At 72.9% G+C, this 15179-nt stretch carries 13 protein-coding genes; 3 read left to right on the top strand and 10 right to left on the bottom strand.

The features are described from left to right. Window positions 1–21: 21 nt before the first annotated feature. The 4 genes from HHX35_RS11085 to HHX35_RS11070 all read right to left on the bottom strand — a co-directional run bounded on the left by HHX35_RS11085 (window position 22) and on the right by HHX35_RS11070 (window position 3190). A complete protein-coding gene (locus HHX35_RS11085; RefSeq protein ID WP_182898740.1) occupies window positions 22–1176 on the bottom strand; it encodes an SIS domain-containing protein in 1155 nt (384 codons plus the stop codon). Next, the gene (locus HHX35_RS11080; protein ID WP_076432865.1) at window positions 1173–1346 is read right to left on the bottom strand and encodes a Trm112 family protein; all 174 of its coding nucleotides are present in this window, start codon (window positions 1344–1346) and stop codon (window positions 1173–1175) included. The genes HHX35_RS11085 and HHX35_RS11080 overlap by 4 nt, the downstream gene beginning before the upstream one ends. 4 nt (window positions 1347–1350) lie before the next feature. Further along, a complete protein-coding gene (locus HHX35_RS11075; protein ID WP_182898739.1) occupies window positions 1351–2706 on the bottom strand; it encodes a phosphomannomutase/phosphoglucomutase in 1356 nt (451 codons plus the stop codon). 118 nt (window positions 2707–2824) lie between these two features. Beyond that, window positions 2825–3190: a DUF3499 domain-containing protein gene (locus HHX35_RS11070; RefSeq protein WP_182898738.1), complete on the bottom strand. Its 366-nt coding sequence runs from the start codon at window positions 3188–3190 to the stop codon at window positions 2825–2827. Between the two features lie 166 nt (window positions 3191–3356). Between HHX35_RS11070 and HHX35_RS11065 the strand changes: the two genes are divergently transcribed. Beyond that, on the top strand, window positions 3357–3824 hold the full coding sequence (locus HHX35_RS11065; protein ID WP_139573365.1) for a metallopeptidase family protein: 468 nt from the start codon (window positions 3357–3359) through the stop codon (window positions 3822–3824). 4 nt (window positions 3825–3828) lie between these two features. Here HHX35_RS11065 and HHX35_RS11060 read toward each other — a convergent pair whose 3' ends face one another. The 4 genes from HHX35_RS11060 to HHX35_RS11045 form a co-directional block, all read right to left on the bottom strand. After that, entirely contained in the window at window positions 3829–5298 is a 1470-nt protein-coding gene (locus tag HHX35_RS11060; protein WP_182898737.1) for a DUF5719 family protein, read from the bottom strand. Then, window positions 5295–8159: a glycosyltransferase family 2 protein gene (locus HHX35_RS11055; protein ID WP_182898736.1), complete on the bottom strand. Its 2865-nt coding sequence runs from the start codon at window positions 8157–8159 to the stop codon at window positions 5295–5297. The genes HHX35_RS11060 and HHX35_RS11055 overlap by 4 nt, the downstream gene beginning before the upstream one ends. Window positions 8160–8313: 154 nt before the next feature. After that, complete coding sequence (locus HHX35_RS11050) at window positions 8314–8571, bottom strand: WhiB family transcriptional regulator (protein WP_079313297.1); 258 nt, start codon at window positions 8569–8571, stop codon at window positions 8314–8316. A 192-nt stretch (window positions 8572–8763) separates the two neighbouring features. Next, window positions 8764–10773, bottom strand: coding sequence for an MFS transporter (locus tag HHX35_RS11045; protein ID WP_182898735.1), 2010 nt, complete (start codon window positions 10771–10773; stop codon window positions 8764–8766). A gap of 172 nt (window positions 10774–10945) precedes the next feature. On the opposite strand from HHX35_RS11045, the gene cofD reads away from it, so the two are divergent. Together cofD and HHX35_RS11035 are read left to right on the top strand one after the other, a co-directional pair. Beyond that, complete coding sequence (cofD, locus tag HHX35_RS11040) at window positions 10946–11884, top strand: 2-phospho-L-lactate transferase (RefSeq protein WP_182898734.1); 939 nt, start codon at window positions 10946–10948, stop codon at window positions 11882–11884. Between the two features lie 31 nt (window positions 11885–11915). Further along, a complete protein-coding gene (locus tag HHX35_RS11035; protein ID WP_182898733.1) occupies window positions 11916–13199 on the top strand; it encodes a coenzyme F420-0:L-glutamate ligase in 1284 nt (427 codons plus the stop codon). Here HHX35_RS11035 and HHX35_RS43330 read toward each other — a convergent pair. Next, window positions 13189–13317 (bottom strand): hypothetical protein, encoded by a 129-nt coding sequence (locus HHX35_RS43330; RefSeq protein WP_259404955.1) that lies wholly within the window; start codon window positions 13315–13317, stop codon window positions 13189–13191. The two genes, HHX35_RS11035 and HHX35_RS43330, sit on opposite strands and share 11 nt — an antisense overlap. 70 nt (window positions 13318–13387) lie before the next feature. Then, window positions 13388–15151: a substrate-binding domain-containing protein gene (locus tag HHX35_RS11030; protein WP_182898732.1), complete on the bottom strand. Its 1764-nt coding sequence runs from the start codon at window positions 15149–15151 to the stop codon at window positions 13388–13390. Window positions 15152–15179 lie beyond the last annotated feature (28 nt).

The raw sequence follows: 15179 nt of genomic DNA, 5'->3' as shown, positions 1-15179 counted from the left end.
TTTCAATCGGCCGAGGCGATCCTATTGGGAAATCCTGGCCTGGAGTTCCGTCGCCGCCGCGGCCGACGCCGGGTCCATCCCGTACCCGAGAGCGAGGTAGACACTCGCGTAGTCGCACAGGCCGGCCAGGGCGGCGAGCCGGTCCAGCGGGTGCACGCCCTCGGCCAGGATCTCGGACACCGGAACCCCCCGGTCCTCGGCCAGCCGTACGGCGGCCGTGCGGGACCTGGTCACCTGCGGGTGCTCCTCCGCGTCGCGCAGCAGGAACAGGCGCAGACGCGTGCCCTCCCCCGGCTCGCCGGCGAACGGGTCGGCGAAGATGTCCCGCCCGGCGAGAGGACCGTCGAACGTCACGATCTGGTTGTGGGCGGCCTCGGGCAGCTCCCCCCAGACGGCCGGGTAGCCCGCGTCCTCGCTCAACCGGTCGGCCAGGCGGTGGGCCGCCACCGCTGCCAGCGGCGAGGTGCCCCAGATGACCGGAAGCGTCCCGGCCAGGTCCATCGCCAGCGTCTTGCCGGGGTTGATGAACGACTCGCTCGACGGGCGGCACCGGTGGGCCAGGTCCTCCAGCCGCTTGGCCACCGACTCGAACTCGCTCTCCCCGGCCGGGAACAGCCCGAGCGCGGCCGCCGCCAGGATCGGCGGCACCATGAGCGACCACAGCGTGGCCCTCGGCTGCCCGGCCACCCCGGTCGCCCCGCCCACCGGCGCGTACGGCCCGCCCGCGCGCTCGACCAGGGCCGACAGCGGCGTGTCGGGCGCGCCCACACCCACGAGCGCGCACCCGCGCCGTACGGCCTCGGCGGTCACGGCGACGGTCTCCTCGGTCCTGCCGGAGCGGGAGACGGCGATGACGAGATCGGCGGCGCCGACCCAGCCTGGCAGCCGGTGCCCGCGCACCGTCACCACCGGGACCGGGGCGCCATACCGGCACAGCGCCTCGAGCACGTCGCCCACGAGGGCGGAGGCGCCCACGCCGGCCACGACGATCGCGCGGGGGCGGCCGTCCCGGCCGACCCGGGCCACGCCGTTCTCCACCGCCGATCGGTAGGCCGCCCGCACCTGGGCGGCCGACGACGCGACGGAACGGAGCACGCCGGAGGGGTCGCCCTCCATCAGGTATGCCTGGTCATCGAGCCGGTCGGGCTCGAACCGGGCCCCTCCGGCACCACTCATGCCTTGCGGGCCTCGTCGACGAGGAGCACCGGGATGTCGTCACGCACCGGATAGACCAGCCCGCACGACTCCGAGGTGCAGGCCAGCTCGTCCGCGTCGGGCACCGCGCGGAGCGGAGACTTGCACGCCGGGCAGGCGAGGATGTCCAGCAGCCAGTCGTCGATCTTCAACTCGTCAGCTCCTTACAACGGCGAGCACTTCGTCTCGAACTGCGGCGACCTTCTCCTCGTCGGCGGCCTCCGCGTTGAGCCGGAGCAGCGGCTCGGTATTGGACGGACGCAGGTTGAACCACCAGTCCGGACCGCTGACGGTGAGTCCGTCCAGCTCGTCGAAGGTAACACCCTCCCGGCCCGAGAAGGTCTCGCGTACCCGGGCCAGGGCGGCGGCCTGGTCCTCGACCCTGCTGTTGATCTCCCCGGACGCGGCGTAGCGCGAGTAGCGGGACAGCACCTCCGACAGCGGCCGGTCCTGCTCGCCCAGCGCGGCGAGCACGTGCAGGGCGGCCAGCATGCCCGAGTCGGCGAACCAGAAGTCGCGGAAGTAGTAGTGGGCCGAGTGCTCGCCGCCGAAGACGGCGCCGGTGCGGGCCATCTCCGCCTTGATGAACGAGTGGCCGACGCGGGTGCGCACGGGCTTGCCGCCGTGCTCGCCGACGATCTCCGGCACGCCCTTGGAGGTGATCAGGTTGTGGATGATCGTGGCGCCGGGGTTCTTGGCCAGTTCGCGCACCGCGACCAGTGCCGTGATGGTGGACGGCGGGACCGACTCGCCCCGCTCGTCGATGACCCAGCACCGGTCGGCGTCGCCGTCGAAGGCGATGCCGATGTCCGCGCCCTGCGAGACGACCGCCTTCTGCAGGTCGCGCAGGTTCTCCGGCTCGATCGGGTTGGCCTCGTGGTTGGGGAAGCTGCCGTCGAGCTCGAAGTAGAGCGGGGTCAGCTCGATCGGCAGGCCCTTGAAGACCTCAGGGACCGTGTAGCCGCCCATGCCGTTCCCGGCGTCCACGACCACCTTCAGCGGCCGGATGCCCGACAGGTCGACCAGCGTCTTCAAGTGGGCGGCGTAGCCTTCCAGCAGGTTCCGCTCGGTCACCGTGCCCTTGCCGGGCTCGCCGCCCAGTCCGGTGTCGAGCAGTTCGGCCGCACGGTCGCGGATCTGCAGCAGGCCGGTGTCGGTGCCCACCGGCACGGCGCCCGCCCGGCACATCTTCATGCCGTTGTACTTGGCCGGGTTGTGGCTCGCGGTGAACATGACGCCCGGCAGGTTGAGACTGCCGCTGGCGTAGTAGAGCATGTCGGTCGAGCCGAGCCCGGCGTTGATCACGTCGGCGCCACGGGAGGTCGCGCCCCGCGCGAACGCCGCGGCCAGCGGGCCGGAGGACGTGCGCATGTCGTGCGCCATCACCACCGAGGACGCGCCGGTCAGCTCGACGAAGGCCGCCCCGACGGCCTGTGCGATCTCCTCGTCGAGCTCGTCCGGCACCACGCCGCGCACGTCGTACGCCTTGAAGATCCTGCTGAGGTCGGCCACTGCACGCCCCTAAAAGTCGTTAAGTCTTCGCACCTGAGCCTATAGCGCCTGATTGCCCACGCAATGAGCCCTCCAACGCGCCGCGTGCGATCTCATCGCGGGGTGTTATCGCCGGGTGTCATCGCTCCCTGTTCGGCTGGGCGGACTTGAGCACCCGGAGGTGACCCCGGCGGCCCACCTCGACCGCCTGGCCGACGGGCTCGCCGGCGGCGGGAGCGGGGCGGGCGGCCTCGCGGACCGCGTTCGCCAGGGCCTCCAGATCGTCCCCGCTCGGGGAGCCGGACTCGGACGGAAGGCGCACGACCTCCCATCCCCTGGGGGCGGTGAGCCGTTCCGCGTGCTCCGCGCACAGGTCGTAGCAGTGAGGCTCGACGTACGTCGCCAGAGGGCCGAGTACGGCGGTCGAGTCGGCGTAGACATACGTGAGTGTGAAGACGGCAGGCTGCCTGCAGGCGGTACGGGAACAGCTGCGGACGGGGCTCACGGAGGGACCGTATCCGGTCCGCGTTCACATTGCCACCACCCCGCCGCTCTTATTGAACGTGTCGCCACAATTCCGCGATCTCTGAAGTCGACATGACGTTGGTGGGCAAAGCGGACACGACCCACGGGAGCCACCGCACCGGTGGGCCGGGCTTTAAGCTGACTGCGTGAGCGATCGGAGCGGTGACAGGCCGGATCGAGGGCGGCGGGTGCGCCGGCGTGACCGGCACGGCCGCGGCATGCGCGGCCCCCTCGCGCCCTCGCACGTCCCCATCGCCAAGTCCCGCGGCGAGCGGTTCGACGACCTGGTGATCGACGCGGTCGACCGGCTCAAGCCGCGGTGGGGCACCCAGCTCGCGTCGGTCGAGTTCGCGGTCGAGGAGGTGCCGCCGGCCGCGGAGCTGGTGGACGGTCCCGCCCGGCTGTCCTCCGACCCGATCCCGCTGGGACGGGCGGAGTCGGCCTCGGGGGACGAGCCTGCCACCGTCGTTTTGTACCGCCGCCCGCTGGAGGCCCGGGCCCGCGACCGCGACCAGCTCGGCACGCTGGTCCTCGACGTGGTCGTCGAGCAGGTGGCCAGCCTGCTGGGCCTCACGCCGGAGACGATCGACCCCGGCTACGACGACCGCCACTGAGGCTTCAGGGCAGCACGGCGCCCGGCGCGTCGACGGTCGGGGGCACCAGCGCCCAGGTCCTGGCCATGGCCAGCGGCTGCGCGGTGAGCAGCTGGCCGTCCTTGGCCGCCTCGTCGAGGACGCGCCCGCCGTACACGGGCCCCGAGCCCGGCATCGGCCGTACGACCACGCTGAAGCCGCCCTTGCTTCCCTTCGGCGGCGTGAGCCTGAGCTCCTTGGTGCGGGCGGCGGGCAGCTTGACCTCGACCGGGGCCGGCGCCTCACCCTTCGTGGGCACCAGCCGGACCTCCACGGTGGCCGCCGAGGAGGGCGCCGACAGCACCAGCCAGGAGGTCTGCTTGCCTTCCGCCCGGCCGTCCGCGACGACGCTGCCGAGGTCGACGGAGGCGGCGCCGGCCGTGAAGGCGACGTCCTGCCGCGCCCCCGTTCCGGTGATCTTGAGGCCCGCCACGATCGGGACGTCGGATTCCAGCACCAGCGCGGCCGGCTGCCCGCCGATCCCGGTGGACAGGTCGAGCGAGGCCGCCGATCCGGCCGGCACCTCGATCGTCTCCTTGTTCTTCAGCGCGTAGGAGCCGTCCTCCAGCACTGCTCTGATCCGCACGACCGTGTCCCGCTCCCCCGGCGTGGCGACGTACAGCTCCCGCTGGCCGGCGGTGCCGGGGATGCCGGGGACGACGACCCGGGTGGCGGGGGCGGCGGCGACGGGCAGCCAGTCGACGCCCCTGCCCTCACCCAGCACGGCCTTGACCGCGGCGGCCACCCGGCCGCTGCGCGTGCTCACCTGCAGGGCCATGATCAGCGGGGAGGGCGCGAGGTCGCGCAGCCTGATCACGCGGTGCTGGCCGGGCTTGACGACGACGCCGTTGCCGCGCTCGCTCAGCACCGGGCCTTCCCCCGAGTAGACCATGAACGAGACGACGGCCGGGGCAGCGTCGGGGTTGGCGAGGTAGAGGGTCATCTCCGCCGCGGCCGGCCCCGGCCCGACGAACCAGCTCTCCGCGCCCGGCTCGACGCACCGCACCCCGGCGAGCCCCCGCTGGGTGCCCGACGTCTCCCTGGCGGTCTGGGCGCTCTCCAGCCCGGCGGCCATCGAACCGGTGGCGTCGACGACGAGCGGGCCGCCCCCGGCGGCGATCTCGCGCTGCCACAGCAGGCCCGGCCGGTCGATCACGTCGTCCTTGCCGCCGGCCTTCTCCTCCGGAGTCTTGATCGCCGACAGGGTGGCGCTGCCCGGCCCCTGGTTCTGCTGTTCCTGGCTCTGCTGTTCCTGGGCGGGGGTCACCACACTCACCCGGCTGCCGGACGGCGCGGGGCACACGGCGGTCACCGACTCCACCGGCGCCCTGACGGCCTGCGGACGCACCTGCGCGGCCGGCGCGGGCCGGCTGACGAAGGCCACGCCGTACAACGCGCCCAGCGCGACCAGCACCAGGGCGAGCAGGCCGAAGCGGTTCTCGATCAGTCTCCTCACGCGGGCACCCGATCTTTCCTGCCCTTGTCATCCTTCGCCCGGCGGCGGCCCCGCGGCCCCTCCTCGACGGGCGCGTCGGCGTAGTCGACGTCCGGCTCCTTCGTACGGGCCCCGGGCGAGGCCAGGATCAGCACGAGCACGAGCAGCGCGCCCTGGGCCCACAGCCAGCCCCGATGCAGCGCGCCCGCGGTCGCCGGCGGCGGGGGCACCGTCACCTGGCCGGCCACGCGCCAAAGGCCGCCCGTCTCCGAGAGGCTCACCCTGACCAGGGCGGGCTGCGAGTCGAGCGCCCGTTGCAGGGCGGGGTCGACGACGCCCGGCACCGTCACGAAGCGAACCCCGGACGACGCGAGCGTCTGGACGTACGTGCTGCCCCGGCCCGAGGCGAGCCCGGCGACCGCGGTCGTGAAACGGTCGGTCGCCTCCCGGGGCGGTTCGAGGTCGGACTCGCCGATCAGCGGGCCCCGGCCGCGCATCAGCGTGTAGCCGACCCTGCCGTCCCTGGGACGCAGCAGGAGCGTGCCCTCGCCGGGCGCCGACTGGAGCGCGGCGAGCACCGGCACCGGGTCGCTCAGGTCGCTTCGCAGCGGGTCCTGCGCGCCTCTGGTCACCCACAGCGCGGCGGCGGCGAGCGGGGTCGCGAAGGCGACCACGACGATCAGCATCGCGCCCAGGCGGCGCAGCCCGCCCGCGGCGCGGAACTCGGCGATCCGGTGTGCCTGGTGCCCCGCCGCCACCAGCAGGCCCGTCGCCGCGAACGCCAGCGGCACCCCCGGCCACGCGTCGTCGACCCGGCTGACCACGATCGCCACCAGGAGTCCGAAGAGCATGACGCCCCAGCCGATGGCGACGATCATCTGATGACGCCGCAGCAGCAGCGCGGCCAGCGCGACCGCGAGCAGGCCCGCCGTCGCCCACACGGGCGGCACCCCCGGCCCGCCGGGGCTCAGCATGAGCAGGGAGTCGGCGCCGAGGCGGGGGGCGGTGAGGCGGCCGTCGTGCAGGCCTGACTCGAGCAGGATCCGTCCCGGCTCCCTGGCGATCTGCATCAGCCACGGGAACAGCAGGACGACCGGGGTGCCGAGGCCGATCACGAGCGACCGCCTGACGCCCCTGCGGATGCCTCCGAACGACACCGCGGCGAGCCCGCCGAGGATCGCCACCAGCACGTACACGAGCGGGACGAAGGCCGTGCCCGCGGTCAGGAGCAGGCCGAAGCCCCAGGCCGCCCGCCGCGACCCGGCGATCACCCGCGTGGCGAGCGCCGCGTAGACGGGCAGCAGCACGATCACGATCGCGGTGCCGAGCCGCCCGCCCGCCACCACGCCCGTCGTGACCGGCAGCAGGGCGTAGGTGGCGGCCAGCCAGATCCGCGCGGGCGTGTACGAGATCATCCGTTTGGTGGCCGCGTACGCCGAGATCCCGGCCAGCGGCACGCAGCCGAGCAGCATCACGGCCACGGCCAGCCACGTCTTGCCCAGTGCGACCGCCGACAGCCCGGCCAGCACGGCGACGTACGGCGGGGCCCAGGTCTGCGAGCCGAGCCCGGCGGCGTGATGGTCTTCGATGTAGAGCCGCCACAGGTCGGACGCGCCCCCGGTGACCGGCACCAGAGCCCCGCCGCCCAGGTGTCCGTCGGAGGACAGGAGCCCGGGCAGCAGCGTCCTTTCGGCAGCCAGCGTGATCACCGCCAGGATCAGGCAGAGCACCACGCCCGGGCTGCTGAACACGCGCTGGACGCCGCCCGAGTCGGTCAGCAGTTCGTCGCCGTCGTCCTCCTGGGCGCGGTCCGCGGCCGCGTGGTGGCGGCCCGCCGAGTCCACCGGGCCGGCTCCGGCGAGGAAGCCCTGCACCATGTCGGCCAGCCGCCGGAACGCGGCGCCCGGCGGGGAGAGCTTGCGCCGGATCGCGGGCCAGCCCTGCTTCCTGCCCTTCTTCCTGGCCTTACGGGCCCGCCGCAGGCGCAGCGGATGGCCGAGGACCGAGCCGAGCGCGGCCAGCTCGTCGAGGGCGTTGGCCGGCTGCTTGGCCAGCAGGAGCAGCAGGGCCCGCAGCGCGGACCCGAAGACGTTGCGCAGCACCGACCGCACGAGCGCGCCGAACGGCAGGTTCGCCATCAGGACGAACAGGCCGTTGCGCCGGTCGAGCCTGCGCGGGTGCTCCTCGCTGGTGGCGATCCTGCGGCGCCGCCGCGCCGACGCCTCGGCGTGCCAGGCCACCGCGTCGCTCACGTTCAGCACGCGGTGCCCGGCCGTACGGGCCCGCCAGCACAGGTCGAGGTCGTCGCGGAACAGCGGCAGCGCGGTGTCGAGGCCGGACAGCTCGTCCCATACGTCCCTGCGGATGAGCATGCCGGCCGTGGAGACCGACAGGACGTCGGCGATCCCGTCGTGCTGGCCCTGGTCGTACTCCCTCGGCTCCAGGCCGGTGTCGCGCCGTCCCGACCTGCTGACGGTCACGCCCATCTCGAGCAGCACCCGCCGGTCGAGCCAGTCGCGCAGCTTGGGGCCGAGGATGGCGGCCTTGGGATCCTGCTCGGCGGCCCACAGCAGGGCCTGCAGCGCGTGCGCGTCGGGCACGCAGTCGTCGTGGAGCAGCCAGACCCATTCCTGGCCGGGCGCGGGCGGCAGCCGCCGCAGCACCTCGTGAACGGCCTCGCCGAACCCGGTGGACCGGGGCAGGGTCAGCACGTTGCCCGAGCCGAACGCCTCGGTCAGCAACGTCCCGCTGCCGTCACGGCTGCCGTTGTCGACGCCGACGACACGGTCGAGAGGCCGGGTCTGGCGCAGCACCGCCGCCAGCGTCTCCTTGAGCCAGCGGGCGCCGTCGTGGGCGACGACGATCGCGGTCACCGAGTGCACGTCGAGTCCTAGGGGGGTCGTACGGCTGAGCGCCGACCACGATACGGCAACCCGGACTCACCCGATCACATCCAGGCGAAACAGGATGTCAGCAGCAACCCAGACATGAGTGCGGGGCCGCGCGCACGAACGCACGGCCCCGTCGGCGTCGTCGTCAGACGGCCTGGCGCTTGATCTTGCGCCTTTCCCGCTCGGACAGGCCGCCCCAGATGCCGAAACGCTCATCATGCTGAAGCGCGTATTCAAGGCACTCGGCGCGCACCTCACACGAACGGCACACCTTCTTTGCTTCCCTGGTGGAACCGCCCTTTTCAGGAAAGAACGCCTCAGGATCGGTCTGCGCACACAAAGCGCGCTCCTGCCACCCAAGATCTTCACCATCGAGCGCCTGTGCCATGACCAGATCGGTCATTGCACACCTCCCTGTCGCTCGCCCGCCCACATGGAGCCCCCCATAAAAACGCCTGCCCTATACCCACCCTTGGGAAGGCGTAACAACATGTCTGTAATTACACGCGCGTGGCGTGTGTGGCGTCAAGCGGCATAACGATACCCGGGGAAAGACCTGCTCGCCCCGGTTCGTACGCCCCGATCTACGGTCCTATCAGCGTTCGGAACCATACCAAGGGAGGTTGGGGTCGGTTCCGCGGCCTGCCTGATCGGGGGCGGAACCTTCCTCATACTTTGCCTGCGACCGATCCGGCGTGTAGATGGCCGTCGGGTCGAGCGGCTCCTCCCTGCGCAGGGGGTCGCTGAGCGGGTCTCCCGTGTAGCCGGAGGGGTCGAAGCGGAGCGTCTGGTCGGCGGGGCCGGGCGCCGGGGGCTGGAACGGCGCGGGCTCGGACTGGGGGTGACCGAGCGGGTTGTCGTAGTACTCCGGCATGTCCTGCGGACCGGTGGGGTGGTCGGGCAGGGCGCCCTTCTGGTAGCTCTGCGCCTGCTGGTAGGCCTGCGCGAGCTGCTGCTCCCGCGGGTCGGCCGGGCCTTCGTACGCGGGGGGAGCGTCGAAGGCCGGGCCGCCGGCCGTGTGCTCGGCGGCCTGGTGTGCGTACGCCTGGCCCGCGTAGCCGGAGAACGGCGAGCCCTGTCCGTACGGCTGGTCCTGCTCGTACGGCCTGGCCTCGGGGGCCGGGCTGTAGGAGGAGGGCTGACCGTAACCGCGGGGGTCGGGCGCGGCGGGGGCAATGGGCGCGGCGGGGGGAGCGCTCGGGAACTGCCCGTAGCCACCGGAGTCCGTCTGCTGGCCCGCGTAGCCGTACTGGTCGAACACCGGGCCCTGCGGCGGCGGGGAGTAGTCGGGCCGCGGGGGCGCCGCCACCTCGGGCTGCGCGCCGTACGCGCCATAGTCGGGGTAGTGCGCGCCGGTCTGGACGTCCTGCAGCGACGGCTGGGGCTGCTGCTGCGCCTGTCCGTGGCCGGGGCCCAGAGCGGAAGCCGGGGCGTGAGCCGGGTCGTGAGCCGGGGAGCCCGCCTGTCCGAACGGCGGGGGCTGCGGGGCGGTCGGGGCGGGACTGTAGGAGGGCTGCGGCTCGTATTCCTGGCCGTAGACGTCCTGGGGCCGCTCCTGGCCGAAGGCCCCCTGGCCCCGATCCTGGCCGTACTGGTCCTGGCCGTACTGGTCCTGCGCGTACTGGTCCTGGCCGTACTGCCGCTCCTGGGCGTACTGCTGGTGCTCGGCGTAGCGGTGCTCCGCGGGCGGCAGCTGGGGCTGGGCCGGCGCCGGCGCGCTCTGTCCGTACGCGGGCCCCTGCGGCTGGCCCTGCGGCTGGCCCTGCGGCTGGCCCTGCGGCTGGCCCTGGGGCTGGCCCTGTGGCTGACCCTGGTGGGGGGCGTCGTACTGGCCGGGGTGCGGGACGTTCTGGGGCGGAGTCTGGGGAACGTTCTGCCCGGGCAGGGGGTTGTTCTGCGGGTCGCCCGGGCCGGGGTGGCCGAACTGCTGCTGACCTGGCACCTGCTGACCTGGCACCTGCTGACCGGGCACCTGCTGACCGGGCACCGGGCCGGGGTTGGGGCTGTGGGCCGGCGCGCCCATACCTGCCGATCCGGGAACCTCGCCGTACCCCTGCGGCGCGTGAGGACCCTGCGGGCCATGAGGGCCTTGCGGCAGCGCCGGAGCGTACGACTGGGGCGGGTAGGCGTCCTCGCGCCTGCCGAAGTAGTCGCCCGCCGGTTCCCTGGCGGGCTGGAGCGCCGATGCCGTGCTCAGCGCGAACAGCGTGCCGAAGACGGCGAGCGCGACCATCGGCAGTCCGCTGATCAGGTATTCGAACCGGTCGCGGAACGTGGCCAGGTCGCCCACGAGCACGCCCAGCACACTGATCACGCCGAAGACGATGCCGAGACCGAGCGATCCGGCCGCGCCGAGCGCCACCAGGCGGGCCCGGGGGGTGGGCGCGCCGGCCTTGGCGACGAGCAGCACGGCGCCGAACGCGAGCGCGGTCGAGACCGGGGACACGAGGGAGTACAGGCTCGCCGCCGCGCGAACGCCGAACGTGCTGCTCAGCGAGGAACCGATCAGCATGCGCGCGATGCCGACGAGGACGCTGGTGATCACCACCGCGAGCATCGTCCACGCGGCCGGCTCGCGGAGCCGGCCGGTATCGACCTTGAGCACGACTACCCCCATCGGTCCAAACGGCACTCGGGGGAAGTTTTGCACATGTCTGACTTAAGCGTCGGCAGACCCAAGAACCTCACAAGCCAAACACACCCTACATATCGGCGTTCATCCCGTTCCTGGGGTGGGTGTCGGCGATCCCTCGGGCGGCCGGTGGAAGACTGGCGGCATGCGCATCGTGTCCCTCGCCGGAGGAATCGGCGGCGCCCGGTTCCTCCGAGGTCTCAAGGCGGCGGCCCCCGATTCCGAGATCACCGTGATCGGCAACACCGGCGACGACATCACCCTCTTCGGCCTGCGCGTGTGCCCAGACCTCGACACGGTCATGTACACGCTGGGCGGCGGCATCAACGAGGAACAGGGCTGGGGGCGGGCCGCTGAAACATTCACGGTGAAGGAGGAGCTCGCCGCGTACGGCATGGAGCCGCAGTGGTTCGGCCTCGGTGACCGGGACTTCGCCACCCACATCATCCGCAGCCAGATGCTGGCGGCCGGTTATCCGCTCTCTCAGGTGACCGAGGCCCTGTGCGACCGGTGGCGGCCAGGGGTGCGGCTGCTGCCGATGTCGGACGACCGCACCGAGACCCACGTGGTCGTCTCCGACGAGGCCGGCAGGAGGGCCGTCCACTTCCAGGAGTGGTGGGTGCGGCTGCGCGCCTCCGTGCCTGCCGAGCAGATCGTGCTCGTCGGCGCGGACGAGGCCCGTCCCGCGCCCGGCGTGCTCGACGCCATCGCGGCGGCGGATGTCGTCATCCTCCCGCCGTCGAACCCGGTCGTCAGCATCGGCACGATCCTCCAGATCCCGGGTATTCGGGCGGCTCTGGAGGACAAGACGGTCGTCGGCGTCTCCCCCATCATCGGCGGCGCGCCGGTGCGCGGCATGGCCGACGCCTGCCTGACGGCGATCGGCGTCGAGACGAGCGCCCAGGCCGTCCTGGAGCTGTACGGCTCCGCGCTGCTCGACGGCTGGCTCGTGGCCGAGGAGGACAAGGGCGTGGCGCTCGACGGCGTGGTGGTCGAGGCCCGCCCGCTCCTGATGAGCGACCCCGAGGCCACGAGGGACATCGCCGCCGCGGCCCTCGCCCTGGCCCGATCCCTCGTGTCCTGAACCGATGCCAGAACAGATGTCAGAGGAGCCCATGCCCCAGATCACTGTCAGCGGCGTGCCCGGCCTGCCCGAGGTGCGTCCCGGCGACGACATCGCCCTGCTCGTGGCGCAGGCCGCGCCCGACCTCCGGGACGGCGACATCCTGGTCGTGACCTCCAAGATCGTGAGCAAGGCCGAAGGCCGCGTCCGCCAGGACAGCAGCCGTACGGCCGCGATCGAGGAGGAGACCGAGCGCGTGGTCGCGCGGCGCGGGGACACGGTCATCGCGCAGACGCGGCACGGCTTCGTGATGGCCGCGGCCGGCGTCGACGCCTCCAACACCTCCCCCGGCACCGTGCTGCTGCTGCCCGAGGACCCGGACGCCTCGGCGGGCCGGATCCGCAGGGGGCTGCGCGAGCGGCTCGGCGTGCGGGCCGGGGTGATCGTCTCCGACACGTTCGGCCGGCCCTGGCGGCACGGCCTGACCGACGTCGCCATCGGCGCGGCCGGCGTGCGGCCCCTGGAGGACCTGCGCGGCGGCACCGACGGCTACGGCAACCCGCTCAACGCCACCGTCACGGCGCTGGCCGACGAGATCGCGGCGGCGGGCGACCTGGCGAAGGGCAAGCTGTCCGGCGTTCCGGTGGCCGTCGTCCGAGGGCTGGGCGACCTGGTGACCGACGAGGACGGCCCGGGCGGGCGGGTCCTCGTCCGCCCCGCCGACGAGGACATGTTCCGGTACGGCTCGGCCGACGTCGTCTTCGCCCGCCGCACGATCCGGGAGTTCTCCGCCGCCGAGGTGGACCCCGCGGCCGTACGGCGGGCCGTGGCCGCCGCCGTCGCCGCGCCCGCCCCGCACCACACCACGCCGTGGCGGTTCGTGCTGCTGGAGACCCCGCGGGCGCGTACGGAACTGCTCGACGCGATGCGGGACGCCTGGATCGAGGACCTGCGCTCCGACGGCTTCTCCGAGGAGTCGATCGCCCGGCGGATCCGGCGCGGCGACGTGCTGCGGAACGCGCCCTACCTGGCGGTGCCGTGCCTGGTGATGGACGGCTCGCACACCTACAGGGACGAGCGCAGGAACGCCGCCGAGCGGGAGATGTTCGTGGTGGCCACCGGCGCCGGCGTGCAGAACTTCCTGGTCCAGCTCGCCGTGCAGGGGCTGGGCTCGGCGTGGGTGTCGTCCACGATGTTCTGCCGTGACGTGGTGCGCAAGGTGCTCGACCTGCCGCAGAACTGGGACCCGATGGGTGCCGTGGCCATCGGCCATCCCGCCGCGCCGCCGAAGGACCGGCCGCCGCGCGACCCGGCCGACTTCCACGTCACGAGGTGAGCGCCGGAATCACCGCCGCTCCTGTTGCCGATGTCTGGGCGGCCGCGGCGGAGGCGGGCGCGGCGGCGGACACGCATGCCACCGTGGCAGTCAGGCCGGCGGCGAGGAGCTTCTTCACCAGGGTCGATCCCTTCGGTCGATCTGCGTCGCCGGATTAGATGCCGATCGTGGTGAAGTGGTTGTGCTTTTCAGCGATTCGAGCAAGTCGGGTGGCACAGCCGCCGGGCCAGCGCGGACAGGAACACGTCGATGATCTGGCCCGGCTCCTGGGCCACGTAGAGCTGCCCGTTGGTGGCCGAGACGATCTCGCCGAGCGCCTGCCGGTCGGCGGCCTTGCCGAACGCGACCACGATGATCTGCACCGGCTTGTCCGGGTCCCACTCCTTGCGCAGCTTGTCGACGAGGTCGCGCCGCGAGACGCCCTTCCCGTCGTCCACGCCCGCGGTGAGCACCAGCAGGGCGTTGCTCATGAGGGGGTCGTAGCCCTTCGACACCGACCGGAAGCCCGCGTCGATCGCGTCGTACAGCGAGCTGCCGCGGTCGCCGAGCGCCTTGATGCCGTCGGCCACCCGGAACAGGGCGGTCCTGCGGATCTCCTCCTGGCCGTCGTCGGGCTTGGTGATCGGGCCGAGGCCGACGAGTTCGCGATGGTCCGCGCCGTCCTTCAGGTCGCGGGCGAACTCCCACAGGCCCATGTGGGTCTCGTTCGGGAACAGCTGCAGGCCGAGCTTGGCCGCCTCGACCGCGACGTCCAGCCGGGTCTTCCCGCCCGCGCCCTTCGGCCCGTCGATCGGCTCGGCGTTCTCCTTCGACACGTCGGCCAGCACGAGGAGCCGGCTCGGCGGGGCCAGCCTGCTCCACGCCTCCAGCGCCTCGTCGATCACCTCGGCCGTGATCGACGGCCGCGGGCGCGGCAGCTCGGTCGAGATGCCCGCACCGCTGTCGAACGGCGGCTGCCCGTCGGCGCCGCGGAACCCGGCCTTCCGCACGGCCTCCTGCGTCGCCGCCGACCGCAGCCATGCCGCGAACAGCCGCGAGGCCGCCGCCCGGTCGGGGTCCGCGGCCGTCACGACGTATGGATAGTCGAGGTTGATCGTGCCCTCCTTGGGCTGGAGGGCGACCACGGGCTCCGCGCCGCTCCCGCGGTTGTGCGCCCACACCGACTGCTCGGGGACGATCACCACGGGACGCGACCAGAATCCGGGGGCGTCCACCGCGCCGAGCATGCTGCGGTAGTCGGGGGCCGATCCCGACTGCGCCATGCGCACGAACGCCGTGAGGTCGCGGTCGGCCTTCTCACCCGTGCCGACGATGTCACGGGCCGCCGCGACGGTCGCGATCCCCGCCCCCGAGACCGACGGGTCGGGGATGCGTACGATGTCGGGCTCGTGCTCGGTGGGCTGGAGGCGTCCCCGCACCGTGGCGGGGAAGACCATGTCCCAGCTCATGGCCGTCCCCCCGGCGGCGAACCGCTCGGCGAGCGAACGCCGGGTGGCGAAGACCAGCGGGGAGGTCGCGACCACGGTCTCGTCTGCGGCGATGTCCTGCCCGCCCTGCTTGCGGGCCAGCCGCACCCACACGGAGGAGTCGGCGATCCATCCGTCCGGGCGGTCGGGCAGGACGCCGGCCCGGTCGCCGATCAGCGTGCGGAGCACCGGCGCCGGGGGCTGCTCGGCCACCTGGACCTGGACGCACCGTCCCTCCACCCCCGCGCCGGAGGCGTTGAACCGCTCGGCCGCGTCCATCACCGGCGGCGCGACGTCCACGGCGGCCGCGACGCTCACGAGGATCGGATCCCGGGCGGAACACGTTCCCGTCGAGCGCGTGAGGAAGAGGACGCCCCCCGCCGCGACGATCGCCACTGCCGCCAGGGCCGCGACCACGCCCTTCCACCTGGCCTGCCTGCGGCGCCGCTCGACGGCGAAGGCGGCGCGGTGACGACCGGACGGCACGGTGCGGGTCCTTCCCAGTTCTCATGAC

Source organism: Microbispora sp. H10830 (genome assembly GCF_014161375.1).
In the GTDB taxonomy this organism is placed as follows: Bacteria; Actinomycetota; Actinomycetes; order Streptosporangiales; family Streptosporangiaceae; genus Microbispora; species Microbispora catharanthi.
This window is presented reverse-complemented; position numbering and strand designations above follow the sequence as displayed.